The organism is Streptomyces sp. NPDC028711 (assembly GCF_055565415.1).
In genome coordinates, this window is record NZ_JBVHUJ010000002.1 from 635,012 (window position 1) to 649,300 (window position 14,289).

Here is a 14,289-nt window from a genome sequence, read left to right on the forward strand (position 1 = left end):
GTCTCACGCCTCCGCGCTGACGACCACCGGTCCGCCTTCGCGGTCCACCCCGCTCGTCCACTCCGGCGGAAGCCGTACCGAACGCCAGGGAGCGAGCGACCCGCTCAGCCGTTCCCGCCGCAGCGGGGCGCCGTCCTGAGCGACGGTCATCACAGGACGCACGAGCGGACGCTCCGCCCGGACCAGCAGCGGAACGGCCGCCTCCGTGCCGAGAAGGCCGGGTGTCACCCACCGCAGCGGTCCCTCCGTCACCACCGGCACCCCGGTCACGGGCCAGGGACGTCCGTCGAGCCGCTCGCGCACGGCGGCCGCCACCGCCCGGCCCTCCGCGGCGGCCACCGGCGCCGGTTCCACCCCGCGCAGCAGGTTGCCGACCGCGAAGACGCCCGGCTCGGCGGTGCGGAACGCGCCGTCCGTCACCGGCCCCCGGGTGCCGGGGGCGAGCGGAAGCCCGCGGGCGCGCGCCAGTTCGTGGTCCGGGATCCAGTCGCCGGTGAAGACCACGGTGTCACACCGCAGCGTGCCCGTACGCCCGTCCCGGTCCCGGACCGCGACCCCGCTCAGCCGGCCGCGCCCGAGGAGCTCCGTCACGACGGCGCCGCCGACCACGGGAACGGCCCCGAACGCGACCCGGCCCCCGGCGACTTCCGTCACGACGGCGACCACGTCCACCCCGGCCGCACGCAGTGTCCGCACGGCGGCACGGGCCACGGGCTCGCCGCCGACGACCACCGCCCGCCGCCCGATGTGCTCCCGCCGCGCGCCGAAGCGGAGCACCGTCCGCTGGAGTTCGCCCGTGGTCAGCACCCCGGCGGGCCGTGAACCCGGTACGAGCCGGGCGCTGCGGGGCCGTTCGCGTGCCCCGGTCGCCAGGACCACCGCGCGGGCCCTGATCCGTTCGAGGCCGGTCGGGGCGGTGATGTCGAGGGTGAGCGGCCCCGCCCAGCCGGTCGCCGACACGCCGGTACGGACCGTGGCCCCGGCCCGCAGCGCCGCCCGCACCGCACGCCGCGCGTAGGCCGGGCCGTCGAGTGCGCGGCCGAGGGCGTCGGCGCCGAATCCCGTACGGGCGCAGTGCCGAGGGGCCCCGCCCGCGGTCTCCTCCCGCTCCAGGACCTCGACGCGGCCCGCTCCCGCCGCCGCGAGCCGGGCGGCCGCGGCGAGCCCGGCGGGTCCCGCGCCCACCACGAGGACGTCGACCGTACGGTTCACCGGGCACCCTTCCCGTACTCCTCGAACAGGGACCGCACCTCGGCGCCGCAGGCGTGGCCCTGGCAGCGGCCGCCACGCGCGCGCGTACGGCGCCGCAGCCCGTCGAGGCCGCCCGGCGGGATCGTCGAGGTGAGCGCGGCCCGGATCTCGCCGCGGGTGACCCGCTCGCAGTGGCAGACGATCGCACCGTACTCGGGCTCCCGGGCGATGAGCCGGGCGTCCCGGTACGGGCGGGTGAAGGCCTCGCCGAGGTTCGGCATCCGAAGCCGGGCCAGCGGCCGCTCGGGACCGGGGTCGAGCCCGCAGTCGGCGAGCAGCCCGCACACGTGCTCGGCGATGGCCAGGGAGGCGGTGAGCCCGGTGGACCGGATCCCGCCCACCGTGACGTACCGCAGGGCGGGGTGGGCGGCGATCCGGTAGTCGTCCTGTCCGGTGGCGGCCCGCAGCCCCGCGTAGACGGCCGTGACCTCCTCGTCGAGGAGGGCGGGGAGGATCCGGCCGCCCTGCTCGCGCAGGCCGGCGAGCCCCTCCGCCGTCGTGCCGGTGGCGGTCTTGTCGTCCAGGTCCTCGGCGGTGGGCCCGAGCATGACGTTCCCGTACACCGTCGGCGCGATGAGCACCCCCTTGCCGAGGGGGCCGGGTACGGGCAGCAGGATGTGCCGCACCAGGTCGCGGGCGAACTTGTCGAAGACGAGCAGCTGGCCCCGGCGCGGGGTGACGGTGAAGTCCTCGCGGCCGAGCAGCGCGTCGAAGGCGTCGGCGTGGAGCCCGCAGGCGTTGACGAGGTGACGGGTCCGCAGCACCCCGCGCCGGGTCACCAGGCGGTGGTACGGATCGCCCGCACGCACCTTCTCCACCCGGCAGTTCAGATGCAGGTCCACCCCGGACCGGACGGCCTGGGTGGCGTACGCGAGGGTGGTCGTCCACGGGCAGATCACCGACTCGCCCGGCACGTCGAGCGCGGCGAGCGCCCCCTGGCCCAGGTGGGGTTCCCTGGCGTGGAGTTCGGCGGCGGAGAGCAGCCGGGTGGTGCGGTGTCCGTTGCGCGCGGCCTTCTCCGCGAGGCGGGGGAGGGTGGCGCGCTGCCCCTCGTCCCAGGCGACGAGCAGGGCCCCGAGCGGCTCCACGGGAATGCCGGTCTCCCGCGCGTACGCGGAGAGCAGCCGGTGGCCTTCACGGACGAGCCGCGCCTCCAGGGTGCCGGGGACGGCGTCGAAACCGGTGTGCAGGATCGCCGTGTTGGCCTTCGACGTGCCGTCGCCGACGTCGTTCGCGGCCTCCACGAGCGCGACCCGCAGCGGGTGGCGTGCGAGCGCCCGGGCGATGGCGGCGCCGACGACACCGGCGCCGACGACCACGACGTCGTACGCCGCGTCGTCACCCGTGGGGAGGGGGCCGCTGCGGGTGACGCTCATACGGAGCCGGAGCCGGAGCCGGAGCCAGACGCGGAGCCAGAGCCGTCGCTGCCGAAGGAGGTGCCGCCGGAGCTGCCGATCGAGCCACCGGTGGAGGCACCGATCGGGCTGTCGGCGGGGCTTCCCGCCGAGGCGTCCGCATCCGCCCCCGCCCGCTCGACCAGCGCCGCCACCTCGGCACGGAACCGGGCGAGCCGCGTGGCGGCCTCCTCGGCCGAGATACGGGGCTCGTACACCGCCGAGGGCTTCCACTCCGGCACGGCCTCGCGGAGCGTGAGCCCCGGGTCGTGTCCGAGCCGGGCCACCGCCCCCACTCCGAGCGCCGTCGCGTCCGGCAACGAGGAGACCTCCACCGGCAGTTGAAGGAGGTCCGCCTGGGTCTGCATGAGCAGCGCGGACCGCGTGAGCCCGCCGTCCGCGCGCAGCGAGGTCAGCGGGGCGCCCCGGTCGGCGGCGACGGCCGCGGCGAGTTCGACGACCTGCGCGGCGATGCCCTCGCAGAGGGCGCGCACCAGATGGCCCGGGGTGGTGTCGAGGCCGAGGCCGGTGAGCGAGCCCCGTACGTCGCCCCGCCACCACGGCGCGGCGAGCCCCGCGAGCGCCGGGACGAAGGTGACCCCGCCGCTGTCCGGCACCCCGCCGCCGACCGGGTCGATCTCCGCCGCCCCCGCGATGACACCGAGGTCGGTGAGCCACCGCACCGCCGAGGCGACCGTGTACACCTGGCCGTCCAGACAGTGGGTGACCTGTCCGCCGAGTCGCCAGGCGACGCAGCTGACCAGGCCGGAAGCGGCGCGCCGTGGCTCCGGTCCGGTCTGGGCGAGGAGGAAGGCGCCCGTGCCGTACGTGCACTTGGCGGCGGCCGGGTCGTCGGCGCTCTGGGCGAGCAGCGCCGCCTGCTGGTCGACCAGGAGGCCGGTGAGCGGCAGCGGCGGGCCGAAGGCGCGGGTGGTGCCGACCGGCGTGTCGCAGTCCACGACGCGGGGGAGCCGTTCGCCGCCGAGGCCGTACAGGCCTAGGGCCGTCTCCGACCAGGCGACCGTGTCGAGGTCGAGGAGCCCGGTGCGTCCCGCGGTCGCCGCGTCGGTGACGAAGGCGCCGGTGAGCCGGTGGACGAGCCAGGAGTCGCTGGTGGTGACGGTGCCGGCCCCGGTGGCGTGGCGGCGGATCCAGGCCATCTTCGGGGCGGCGAAGTAAGGGTCGACCGGAAGCCCCGTGAGGTGCCGCAGCCGGTCCGCGTGGGCTTCGAGTCCGGCGCAGACTCCGGCCGCCCTGCGGTCCTGCCACACCAGGGCGTCGGTGAGCGGTTCGCCGGTGGCGGGGTCCCAGGCGAGGACGGTCTCGCCCTGGTTGGCGAGACCCACGGCGACGACGGGTGTGCCCGCGTCGGCGAGCGCGGCCCGTCCGGCGGCGACCACGGAGTCGTACAGCTCACGCGGGTCGACCTCGACCAGGCCGCCCGGCAGGTAGCGGGGCCGTACGGGGGCCGTTCCGCTGCCGATGACCCCGCGCTCGGGGCAGAGGACGAGGGCCTTGGTGCCCGAGGTGCCCTGGTCGACGGCGAGTACCGGGCCGCCCGTCATCGTGCTGCTCCTGTCCCTGGGGTCGTTCTGTGACCGGCCGATCACGGAAAAGAGTCAGGGTGCCGCCACCGCGGCCCTGCGTCAACCCTCGGCGGGGAACCCCGTCAGGTTCCGGCGCCCTACCTGACAGTAGGTCAAATCCGGTCGCTGGCTGAATAGTTCCGGTCACGGAGGAAAGTGGACCGGTCGCATCCAGTGCCCTCTATAGTGATCGCCGATCACGGCCGGGACGCCCGCCCGGGGGACTGACCACCCCCTCCATCCACCGAGGACCCATGTCATCCACACCAAGACGCACGCCCTGATGGCCGCACACGGCTTCCGTCCCGTCTACCACCCCGCGGGCCACGACCACGCCCTGCGCAACGCCGTCCAGGACTTACGCACCGGCCGCTGGGTGGCGATGGCCCGACTCCTCGGCGAGACGGCCGAATGGGACGCCTGGACCCGCCGCACCCAGGTCCTCGCCGCCGTCGCCGCCGGCACCGACGTCGTCCACACCTGGCGCGCGGAGCAGCCCGGAAGCCTCGCCGCCGGCATCATGCACAGCCGCGTCACCGTCGAACGGGCCGTACGCGCCCACCGGGCGGGCCACACCCGCACCCGCGAGCTCTGGCAGGAGGCCTGGACCGCCTGCCGCGAGGCCGCCGACCTCGCGCCCGCGGACCCGGTGCCCTGGGTGGGCCTGATCGCCCTCGCCGCCCTCGACGAGAACCAGCGCATGGCCGAACACCGGCTCTCCCCGCCGGCCCCCATGCTGCCGCCCGGCCCCTGGGGCCTGCTCGCCGAGGTGGAGAAGCGCGACCCGTACAACCGCGAAGCGCACCACCGCATGCTGCAGTTCGTCTACGGCCGGCGCCCCGGACCGCTCTCCGAGGCCGTCAACTACGCCCACTGGGCGGCCTCCTCGGCACCCGTCGGCTCCGCCCTGCACGCCCTCCCGCTCTACGTGCGCGTCGAGCGCTACCGGCGCGAGCGCGGCCAGGAGCGCGCCCTCGACCTCCACTGGGTCGCCGAGGACGCCGTACGGGACGCCGGGCACGCCCTCGACACCTGGTTCCTCTTCTGCGCCACCGACGAGGCCTCCCTGCTCGACCTCAACCACCTGGCGCACGCCCTCTTCGGGGCCCTCCGCTTCGCCGACGCCGCCCGGGTCTTCGAGTCGCTCGGCCCCTACTACACGACGCTGCCCTGGGCGTACCGGACCCCCCGTCCGGACGACCGCGTGCTCGCCGAGGAGATCTTCCTGCGCGCCCGCGCCCGCTGTCTCGGCGGCTGACCGTCCCGGCTCGCGCCCCGCACGCCCCGTGAGCCCCGGCAAGCCCCCGTATCCCCCGTTCCGTCCCCCTGTCCCCGTTCCCGCTCACCCCCCGTCCCCGGAGGAAAACCCCATGTCCCGCACGGACGCCCCCACCGACGCGATACGCAAGCCTCCCCCCGCCGCGCAGGACGAGGAGGCGCGGCTGAGAGAGCTCGGCTACCAGCCCGTCCTCGCCCGCCGCATGGGCGGCTTCGGCAACTTCGCGATCAGCTTCTCGGTCATCTCCGTCCTCTCCGGATGCATGACCCTCTACGGCTTCGGCATGGGCACCGGCGGCCCCGCCGTCATGCTGTGGGGCTGGGCCGGCGTCGGCCTGTTCGTGCTGTGCGTGGGCCTCGCCCTCGCCGAGGTCACCAGCGCCTATCCGACCTCCGGCGCGCTCTACTACATGGCGGACCGGCTCGGCGGGCGCCGCTGGGGCTGGTACACCGGCTGGCTGAATCTGCTCGGTCTGCTCGGAGCGATCGCCGGCATCGACTACGGAGCCGCCCTCTTCACCGGAGCCTTCCTCAACCTCCAGTGGGGCTTCGAACCCACCGCCGGCTCCACCTTCCTGATCTTCCTCGCGATCCTGCTGCTCCACGCCGTCCTGAACCTCTTCGGCGTCCGTCTGGTCAGCGTGCTCAACTCGGTCAGCGTCTGGTGGCACCTGGCGGGCGTGGCGCTCATCGTCGGCGCCCTCACGTTCGTCCCCGACCGACACCAGTCCGTCGAGTTCGTGTTCACCGAGTTCGTCAACGACACCGGCTGGGCCAATCCCTTCTACGTCGCCGCGATCGGCCTGCTCCTCGCCCAGTACACCTTCTCCGGCTACGACGCCTCGGCCCACCTCTCCGAGGAGACCTCCAACGCCTCCGTCACCGCCGCCAAGGGCATCGTGCGGGCCATCTGGGTCTCCTGGATCGCCGGATTCGCCCTGCTGGCCGGATTGAGCTTCGCGATCCAGGACTACTCCGCCACGCAGAACAGCGCGACCGGCGTCCCGCCCGCCCAGATCTTCCTGGACGCGCTCGGCTCCGGCGGGGCCGCCGCCCTGCTCCTCGTGGTGATCGTCGCCCAGCTCTTCTGCGGCAACGCCGAGGTGGCCGCCGCCAGCCGCATGGTCTTCGCCTTCAGCCGCGACAACGCCCTGCCGGGCTCGGCGATCTGGCGGAAGGTCAGCGGCCGTACTCAGACCCCCGTCCCGGCCGTCTGGCTCGCGGTGGCGGTGGCCGCGCTGCTCGCCGTGCCCTCGCTGTACTCCGCGACGGCCTACGGCGCCGTCACCGCGATCAACGTCATCGGCATCACGCCGGCGTACGCCATCCCGATCTACCTCCGGCTGCGCGCCGGCGACCGGTTCACGCCTGGCCCGTGGAGCCTGGGCCGCTGGAGCAAGCCGATCGGCTGGACCGCCGTCGTCTGGGTGGCGATCGTCACCGTCCTGTTCTGCCTGCCGCAGAAGGCCCCGGTGACGGTCGACACCATGAACTACGCCGTGATCGCCCTCGCCGTCGTGCTCGTCCTGGCCAGCGTCTGGTGGTACGTCGCCCGCCGCTCGTACGGCACGCCGACGGCGTACGGCACGGCGCGCGAGGAGGCGGAGATCGCGGAGGGGATCGTCTGACGGGACGGGATCCGGGCCCCGCTCCGGCGCCGGAGCGGGGCCCGGCCCGCTCTCAGCCGCTGAACTCGTACGTCCAGGCCGCCGACTGGGCCGAGAAGTCGATGTCCGTGATCTCCAGGGCGTGCCCGTGCTGGTCGCTCACCACCCGGTGGACGACGAGCCGGGCCGAGCCGCCCGCCGCCGTCGTGGCCGGGCCGGGCGGTACGCCGACCGACTCCCGGTGGGTGATCCGCAGCCCCGCCTGGTGCATCCAGTGGTAGAGCAGCCGCAGATCCGGCTGCCGGCGGCTGTCCCGGTACCGCCGGTACCGGGACAGCTGGGGGATCTCGGTGACCGCCGGCCGGGAGAACCACGACACCGCCCGCTGGAGTGCCGCGCCGTGCGGTCCGAGCACGACGTGCCGGTGCACGAGCGTCGGCTCGCCGGGGGCGAGCAGCAGCCGCGCGGCCAGCGGGGTGGGCGGCGGCTCCCAGGCGAGCGAGGCCCGCACCTGCGCGTCGGCCGCGCGGGGCCCGCCGGGGAACGTCGGCCGGCGGGCCGTCAGAGCCGGGACGACCGGCTCGCCCCCGGCGCCGGCGGCCGCGAACGTACCGCGCCGGTCGGTGACCACGAGCCGTTCGTCCCGCAGGAGCTGGAGCGCGTTGCGTACGGTCTGCCGGTTGACGTGGTACCGCTGGGACAGCGACCGTTCCGAAGGGAGCCGGCTGCCGGGGGAGATCCGCCGCTGGACGAGATCCTCGCGCAGCGCGGCGGCGACCCGGAGATAGAGCGGCGCGTCGGCCGCCTCGTAATCGGGATCGGCCATGATCAGACCCTCTCTTCGCTCAGCGTGACCGCACGGGTCGTGTGCGTGATCCATCTCTATCATTGGTCTAAACCATTTAGCTAGTGCGGTCCGGCAGAGTGGCCGAAACGAGCGTCGCCCCTTGTAATGAGGTACCAGGTGACGGGCATGGGACCGCGGCTGCGGAAGAGGCGGGTGAGGCCGGATGACGACACCGTCGGAGCGCGCCGCTCGGGGCAGGGCCGCCCGCAAGGACGTACCCCGCTCCTCCCACGGCCGCTGGATACCCAGCTCCCAGCGCCCCCACCCGATCGACGTGCTGGAACGCCAGTCACAGGACCGGCTGCCCGACCTCGTCCCCCTGCGGTACGGCCGGATGGCGGCCTCGCCCTTCGCCTTCTTCCGGGGCGCCGCGGCGGTCATGGCCGCCGACCTCGCCGCCCAGCGCCACACGGGGCTCACCGTCCAGCTCTGCGGCGACGCCCACCTCCTCAACTTCGGCGTCTATGCCTCACCCGAACGGACGCTGCTCTTCGACGTGAACGACTTCGACGAGACGCTCCCCGGGCCCTTCGAATGGGACGTCAAACGGCTCGCCGCCAGCGTCGCCGTCGCCGCCCTCCAGAACGGCAGCACCAGGCCGAGGGCCCACCGGGCGGCCCTGGTGGCCACCGAGTCGTACCGGACGACCGTGCGCCGCCTCGCGAACCTCGGCGAGCTCGCCGTCTGGTACGAACGGATCGCCGCCGACGACCTCGTCCCCCTCGTACGCGGCGACGACCGCGCCCGCTTCGTGAACCGGCTCGCCCGCGCCCGCCGCCGCACCAGCCTCCAGGCCCTGGCCAAGCTCACCGAGGCCGACGCGAGCGGAGCGCGGCACATCGTCGACGACCCGCCGCTCCTCGAACGCACCACGGACCTCGACCGGGTCACGCTCGGCAAGATCTTCAGCGACTACCGCAGCTCGCTCGCCGAGGAGCGACGGATCCTCCTCGACCGCTACCGGTTCCGCGACGCCGCCCGCAAGGTCGTCGGGGTCGGCAGCGTCGGCACCCGCTGCTTCGTCCTCCTCCTCGAAGGGCGGGACGAACAGGACCCGCTCATCCTCCAGGTCAAGGAGGCCGGCCGGTCCGTCCTCGAGCCCTACCTGGCGCCCAGCGCGTACAGCCACCAGGGGCGCCGGGTCGTCTGCGGCCAGCGCCTCGTCCAGGCGGCCGGCGACATCTTCCTCGGCTGGATGACCGGCCCCGAGGAACGCCACTTCTACTGGCGCCAGCTGCGCGACATGAAGGGCTCCGCCGAGGTGGAGACCATGTCCCCGGCCATGCTGCGGCAGTACGCGCGGCTCTGCGGCCGCGCCCTGGCCCGCGCCCACGCCCGCTCCGGCGACCGCATCGCCATCGCGGGCTACCTCGGCGGCTCGGACGTCTTCGACCGCGGTGTCGCCGACTTCGCCCTCGCCTACGCGGGGCAGAACGCCGACGACTACGCGGCGCTCGGCGCGGCCGTCGCCGCGGGCATGGTGACCGCGGCACCGGACGCCTGAACCACCCCTCAGGGGACCCCGAGGCCAGGCCGGAGGACCCTCCGGCAGAGGGCCCTCCGACGCCCCTACGCGTCGCGGCGCAGCGGCGGCTCCGCCGGCGTCTCGGCGACCGGCCCGAACAGCACCGCCCGCGCCACCGCGGGCGCGAAGAGGCTCGTCAGCGGGGCGGTCAGGGTGAGCGCCGCACGGAACGGCGCCCCCACGACCGGATCGCCCGCCGCCCGCGCCTGCACCCGGCTCAGGTACCAGCCGACCGCCTTGTCCAGCGTGCCGGGACGCGCCGCGTCACCGACGGCACCGGGCATCTTCTTGTCGGCGCCCGCCGAGATGTCCCAGGCCTGCCGGGACGCGTCGAGCAGCGCCCGCTGCACCTGCCGGGTCGTCGGGGTGCGCCGGGGGTCGGCGAGCGCACGGCGCAGCGCGACCGCGCTGAGCGCGGCGACCGCCATCCCCTGCCCGTAGATGGGGTTGAAGGCGCACAGCGCGTCGCCCGTGGCGAGGAAGCCGGCCGGACGGCGGCCCGGGCGGTCGTACCGGCGCCGGATGTTGGCGGTCTTGCGGAAGCCGTACACCGGGGACACCGGTTCGGCCCGCGCCAGCCAGTCGCTGAGCACCGGATGCGGCAACCGCTTCGCGTACTCCTCGAAGGCGCCCTCCTCCGTCGGCGGTTCGTCGCCGCGCAGCCCGGACAGGGTCACCAGGTGCCGCCCGTCGCCGAGGGGCAGCACGACACCGCCGTACACCTGAGCCGGGTTGGGCACGATGTAGTAGCCCGTGGCGTCCGTCCCCGGATCGTCGGCCGGAGCGCGGTAGACCCGGGTGCCGTACGCGAGACCCGTGTCGAGGGTCTCCTCGTGCGGGGCCTCGGCGCCGATGCCCGCCAGCCAGTCCGCGGCCTTCGTGGACCGTCCCGAGGCGTCCACGACCAGATCGGCCGTGAGCGTACGCGGCTGCTTGTCGGCCCCCGCCCCGCGCTCACGCAGCCGTACGCCCCGGACACGCGAGGAGTCGCCGGTCAGCCCCACCGTCTCCATGCCCTCGACCAGCTCGATGCGCGGGTCGGCGAGCACCCGCTGCCGCACCAGCCACTCCAGCTGGGGGCGCGGGCCGGTGTAGAAGTGCGCGGTCGCGGGCGTACGGCGGAACCACTGGCCGTTCTGCCACTGGACCATGTCCTCGGGTACGCCCACCTTGGGCGCCCCCAGCCCGCTCAGCTCCGCCATGAAGCCCGGAAGCAGCTCGTCGAGCGCCTGCTGCCCGCCCGCGATCAGGACGTGCAGGTGCCGGCCCTGCGGCACGCCCGGCCGGGCCTCCGGCCCCTCGGGGAGTCTGTCGCGCTCGACCACCGTCACCTTCTCCGCGTGCTCGGCCAGCACCCGTGCGGCCAGCAGCCCAGCGAGACTTCCCCCGATGACCACCGCGTGACGTGTCGCGCGGCGCCCCAAGTCGTCGGCCATACCCGCCCTTTCGTGTCATGGAACTCCGACGGCCCAGTATCCACGCCGGTACGCACCCCGTCGCGCCCCGTGATCCCCACGCCGCTCCAAGGCGCACGGTTTCGGCCTACCGGCCGCCGCGCCGCATGGATGCCCGCCGTCCGGGCAGAGGCAAGGACCGAGGCTGTCCGGATCCGAGGCTGTCCGGATCCGAGGAGAAGAGTTGCCCGGATCCGAGGAGAGAAGGGAGGAGCGAGCGTGATGGCAGTCTCCCGGCACCACGACCTCAAAGGCCCTGGGGCCGCGGCCCGAGCACGACTGGAGGTGCACCGGCTCGCCGGTGACGCCCAGCGCGCCGGCCGTCCCCTGCCACGGGCCACCGAGAACGACGCGGTCCTCGTCGTGAGCGAACTGGTCACCAACGCCATCCGCTACGCCGACGGCGAGTGCACCCTGGATCTCGCCCTGGAGGGGGACGGCATCGGCATCGACGTCCATGACCACAACCCCGAGCCACCGCGGCCGAAGGCGCCGGAGCCGGGCAGGGAGGGCGGGTTCGGCCTGGGCATCGTCACCCGCCTCGTCGACAGCCTGACCGTCAGCCGCGAACCCGACGGCAAGACGGTCCACGCGCACGTGGACCACTGAGGCACCTGTACAGGCCTCGGCCGTCACTCCGTCCCGAGCTCCGCGAGCGCGCTCGTCAGCCATTCCACCCAGAAGCGCTCCATGTCGATCCCGCCCCGCAGGACGAGGTGGCGCAGCCGGTCGGGCTCCGACCGGCGCCGTTCCGCAGGGAAGTCGCGCGTCTCGATCGCGAGGTACTCCGCCAGCTGCTCCTGGTGCAGGGCGAGATGGCGGGAAAGCTCGGCGCGGAGCCCCGCCGCGCCGACCACGGCGGCCGCCCGCATCCGCAGCAGCAGGGCGGCCCGCATCGGCTTCGGGTCCTCGGACCTGGCGACCCAGGTCCCGAGCTCGGCGCGGCCCGCGGGCAGCACCTCGTACTCCTTCCGCTGCCCCCGCACCGGAACCGGGGCGGGCAGGGCACGGATGTGCCCTGCCTGCTCCAGCCTGCCCAGCTCGCGATAGATCTGCTGGTGCGTGGCCGACCAGAAATAGCCGATCGACTTGTCGAAGCGGCGCGTCAGTTCGAGACCGGAGGACGGCTTCTCGAGCAGCGCGGTCAGGATCGCGTGCGGGAGTGACATGCACGCATCCTAGAAGTGGCCGGTCGGACGGTCGGACGGGTCGGACCAGTCGGTCGGGCAAGACGGGTCAGGCCGGTCACAGCGTCGCCGCGAGCCGGGTGCCCTGGTCGATGGCCCGCTTGGCGTCCAGCTCGGCGGCGACGTCCGCGCCGCCGATGAGGTGCGCCACGCGGCCCGCCGCCACGAGCTCCTCGTACAGGCCCCGGCGCGGCTCCTGGCCCGCGCAGAGCACGATCGTGTCGACCGGCAGCAGCTGCGCCTCGCCGCCGATGGTGACGTGCAGGCCCTCGTCGTCGATCCGGTCGTACGAGACGCCCGCGACCATGGCGACGCCCCGGTGCTTGAGCTCGGTGCGGTGGATCCACCCCGTGGTCTTGCCGAGGCCCGCGCCGACCTTGGTCTCCTTGCGCTGGAGCAGGTGCACCTGGCGCGGCGGCGCGGCGCGCTCGGGGGCGCGAAGGCCGCCCCGGTTCTCGTACGAGGTGTCCACGCCCCACTGGCGGAAGTACGTCTCGGGGTCCTGGCTCGCGCCCTCGCCGCCGTCCGTCAGGAACTCCGCGACGTCGAAACCGATGCCGCCGGCGCCGATGATCGCGACCCGCTCGCCGACGGGCGCGCCGTCCCGCAGCACGTCCAGGTAGCTGACGACGCTCGGGTGGTCCACGCCGTCGATGGCGGGGGTGCGGGGGGAGACGCCGGTGGCGACGACGACCTCGTCGAAGCCGTCGAGGTCGGTGGCCGTGACCGGCGTGCCGAGGCGCACGTCGACTCCGCGCTCGTCGAGCTGGACGCGGAAGTAGCGGAGCGTCTCGTTGAACTCGTCCTTGCCGGGGACCCGCTTGGCGATGTTCAGCTGGCCGCCGATCTCGGCGGCGGCGTCGAAGAGGGTCACGGAGTGGCCGCGTTCGGCGGCCGACACGGCGCAGGCGAGGCCGGCCGGGCCCGCGCCGACGACGGCGATCCGCTTGGCGCGGCGGGTGGGGGAGAGGACCAGTTCGGTCTCGTGGCAGGCGCGCGGGTTGACCAGGCAGGAGGTGATCTTCAGGTTGAAGGTGTGGTCGAGGCAGGCCTGGTTGCACCCGATGCAGGTGTTGATGGTGTCGGAGCGGCCGGCGGCGGCCTTGGCGACGAAGCCGGGGTCGGCGAGGAAGGGGCGGGCCAGCGAGACGAGGTCGGCGCGGCTGTCGGCGAGGATCTCCTCGGCGACCTCGGGGGTGTTGATGCGGTTGCTGGTGACGAGCGGCACGGAGACCGCGCCCATCAGCTTCTTGGTCACCCAGGTGTAGGCGCCGCGCGGCACGGAGGTGGCGATGGTGGGGATGCGGGCCTCGTGCCAGCCGATGCCGGTGTTGATGATGGTGGCGCCGGCGGCCTCGATCTCCTTGGCGAGCTGGACGACCTCCTCCAGGGTGGAGCCGCCGGGGACGAGGTCCAGCATGGAGAGGCGGTAGACGAGGATGAAGTCCTCGCCCACGCGCTCGCGGATGCGGCGGACGATCTCCAGCGGGAAGCGGACGCGGTTCTCGTAGGAGCCGCCCCAGCGGTCGGTGCGCTGGTTGGTGGCGGCGGCGATGAACTCGTTGATGAGGTAGCCCTCGGAGCCCATCACCTCGACGCCGTCGTACCCGGCCTCCTTGGCGAGCCCGGCGCACCGGGCGTAGTCCTCGACGGTCTGCTCGACCTCGGCGTCGGTCAGCTCGTTCGGTACGAAGGGGCTGATCGGGGCTTTGATCGCGCTGGGCGCGACGAGGGCGGGGTGGTACGCGTACCGGCCGAAGTGCAGGATCTGCATCGCGATCCGGCCACCGGCCCCGTGCACGGCGTCGGTGATCAGCCGGTGCTCGGCGACCTCCTCGGCGGTGGTGAGCTTGGCGCCGCCGTCCCAGGGCCGGCCGGCGTCGTTGGGCGCGATGCCGCCGGTGACGATGAGGCCGACGCCGCCGCGGGCGCGCTCGGCGTAGAAGGCGGCCATGCGCTCGAAGCCGTGCTCGGCCTCTTCGAGGCCGACGTGCATCGACCCCATGATCACCCGGTTGGGCAGGGTGGTGAACCCGAGGTCGAGCGGGCTCAGCAGATGGGGGTACGGGGTCATGCGGGCGCCTCCTCGCGCAGGATCTTCGCCCTCAGTTGTAGGTGACCTCCTCTGGTTCTGCAACTAGTTGCAGAAGATCGGGGACG

At 74.0% G+C, this 14,289-nt stretch carries 11 protein-coding genes; 4 read left to right on the plus strand and 7 right to left on the minus strand.

The window, feature by feature from the left end; all coding sequences use genetic code 11:
- Positions 1 to 3: 3 nt before the first annotated feature.
- From ACZ4VK_RS08685 to ACZ4VK_RS08695, 3 genes are read right to left on the minus strand one after another with little or no spacing between them, the layout of a single operon-like run.
- Positions 4 to 1,212, minus strand: coding sequence for an FAD-dependent oxidoreductase (locus ACZ4VK_RS08685; RefSeq protein ID WP_468349921.1), 1,209 nt, complete (start codon positions 1,210 to 1,212; stop codon positions 4 to 6).
- The gene (locus ACZ4VK_RS08690; protein ID WP_468349923.1) at positions 1,209 to 2,627 is read right to left on the minus strand and encodes an FAD-dependent oxidoreductase; all 1,419 of its coding nucleotides are present in this window, start codon (positions 2,625 to 2,627) and stop codon (positions 1,209 to 1,211) included. Before ACZ4VK_RS08690 ends, ACZ4VK_RS08685 begins: the two co-directional genes overlap by 4 nt.
- Positions 2,624 to 4,210: an FGGY family carbohydrate kinase gene (locus ACZ4VK_RS08695; RefSeq protein ID WP_468349925.1), complete on the minus strand. Its 1,587-nt coding sequence runs from the start codon at positions 4,208 to 4,210 to the stop codon at positions 2,624 to 2,626. Before ACZ4VK_RS08695 ends, ACZ4VK_RS08690 begins: the two co-directional genes overlap by 4 nt.
- A gap of 304 nt (positions 4,211 to 4,514) precedes the next feature.
- On the opposite strand from ACZ4VK_RS08695, the gene ACZ4VK_RS08700 reads away from it, so the two are divergent.
- On the plus strand, positions 4,515 to 5,489 hold the full coding sequence (locus tag ACZ4VK_RS08700) for a hypothetical protein (protein WP_468349927.1): 975 nt from the start codon (positions 4,515 to 4,517) through the stop codon (positions 5,487 to 5,489).
- Between the two features lie 112 nt (positions 5,490 to 5,601).
- Positions 5,602 to 7,137, plus strand: coding sequence for an amino acid permease (locus ACZ4VK_RS08705; protein WP_468349929.1), 1,536 nt, complete (start codon positions 5,602 to 5,604; stop codon positions 7,135 to 7,137).
- A 52-nt stretch (positions 7,138 to 7,189) separates the two neighbouring features.
- Here the strand turns inward: ACZ4VK_RS08705 and ACZ4VK_RS08710 are convergent, their stop codons facing one another.
- On the minus strand, positions 7,190 to 7,942 hold the full coding sequence (locus ACZ4VK_RS08710; protein WP_468349931.1) for a GntR family transcriptional regulator: 753 nt from the start codon (positions 7,940 to 7,942) through the stop codon (positions 7,190 to 7,192).
- Positions 7,943 to 8,126: 184 nt separating this feature from the next.
- On the opposite strand from ACZ4VK_RS08710, the gene ACZ4VK_RS08715 reads away from it, so the two are divergent.
- A complete protein-coding gene (locus ACZ4VK_RS08715) occupies positions 8,127 to 9,467 on the plus strand; it encodes a DUF2252 domain-containing protein (RefSeq protein ID WP_468349932.1) in 1,341 nt (446 codons plus the stop codon).
- A 65-nt stretch (positions 9,468 to 9,532) separates the two neighbouring features.
- Here the strand turns inward: ACZ4VK_RS08715 and ACZ4VK_RS08720 are convergent, their stop codons facing one another.
- Entirely contained in the window at positions 9,533 to 10,924 is a 1,392-nt protein-coding gene (locus ACZ4VK_RS08720) for an FAD-dependent oxidoreductase (RefSeq protein WP_468349934.1), read from the minus strand.
- Between the two features lie 240 nt (positions 10,925 to 11,164).
- Here ACZ4VK_RS08720 and ACZ4VK_RS08725 point away from each other — a divergent pair, with 240 nt between their 5' ends.
- Complete coding sequence (locus tag ACZ4VK_RS08725) at positions 11,165 to 11,551, plus strand: ATP-binding protein (RefSeq protein WP_468349936.1); 387 nt, start codon at positions 11,165 to 11,167, stop codon at positions 11,549 to 11,551.
- Positions 11,552 to 11,574: 23 nt separating this feature from the next.
- On the opposite strand, the gene ACZ4VK_RS08730 is transcribed toward ACZ4VK_RS08725, so the two are convergent.
- Complete coding sequence (locus tag ACZ4VK_RS08730) at positions 11,575 to 12,111, minus strand: PadR family transcriptional regulator (RefSeq protein WP_468349938.1); 537 nt, start codon at positions 12,109 to 12,111, stop codon at positions 11,575 to 11,577.
- Positions 12,112 to 12,187: 76 nt separating this feature from the next.
- A complete protein-coding gene (locus ACZ4VK_RS08735; protein WP_468349940.1) occupies positions 12,188 to 14,203 on the minus strand; it encodes an FAD-dependent oxidoreductase in 2,016 nt (671 codons plus the stop codon).
- Positions 14,204 to 14,289 lie beyond the last annotated feature (86 nt).

What these genes read in the sequence shown, in the direction of transcription:
- ACZ4VK_RS08730 (WP_468349938.1), bottom strand. Translation starts at nt 12,111, where the DNA reads ATGTCACTCCCGCACGCGATCCTGACCGCGCTGCTCGAGAAGCCGTCC.
- ACZ4VK_RS08700 (WP_468349927.1), top strand. Translation starts at nt 4,515, where the DNA reads ATGGCCGCACACGGCTTCCGTCCCGTCTACCACCCCGCGGGCCACGAC.
- ACZ4VK_RS08735 (WP_468349940.1), bottom strand. Translation starts at nt 14,203, where the DNA reads ATGACCCCGTACCCCCATCTGCTGAGCCCGCTCGACCTCGGGTTCACC.
- ACZ4VK_RS08710 (WP_468349931.1), bottom strand. Translation starts at nt 7,942, where the DNA reads ATGGCCGATCCCGATTACGAGGCGGCCGACGCGCCGCTCTATCTCCGG.
- ACZ4VK_RS08720 (WP_468349934.1), bottom strand. Translation starts at nt 10,924, where the DNA reads ATGGCCGACGACTTGGGGCGCCGCGCGACACGTCACGCGGTGGTCATC.
- ACZ4VK_RS08705 (WP_468349929.1), top strand. Translation starts at nt 5,602, where the DNA reads ATGTCCCGCACGGACGCCCCCACCGACGCGATACGCAAGCCTCCCCCC.
- ACZ4VK_RS08695 (WP_468349925.1), bottom strand. Translation starts at nt 4,210, where the DNA reads ATGACGGGCGGCCCGGTACTCGCCGTCGACCAGGGCACCTCGGGCACC.
- ACZ4VK_RS08715 (WP_468349932.1), top strand. Translation starts at nt 8,127, where the DNA reads ATGACGACACCGTCGGAGCGCGCCGCTCGGGGCAGGGCCGCCCGCAAG.
- ACZ4VK_RS08725 (WP_468349936.1), top strand. Translation starts at nt 11,165, where the DNA reads ATGGCAGTCTCCCGGCACCACGACCTCAAAGGCCCTGGGGCCGCGGCC.
- ACZ4VK_RS08690 (WP_468349923.1), bottom strand. Translation starts at nt 2,627, where the DNA reads ATGAGCGTCACCCGCAGCGGCCCCCTCCCCACGGGTGACGACGCGGCG.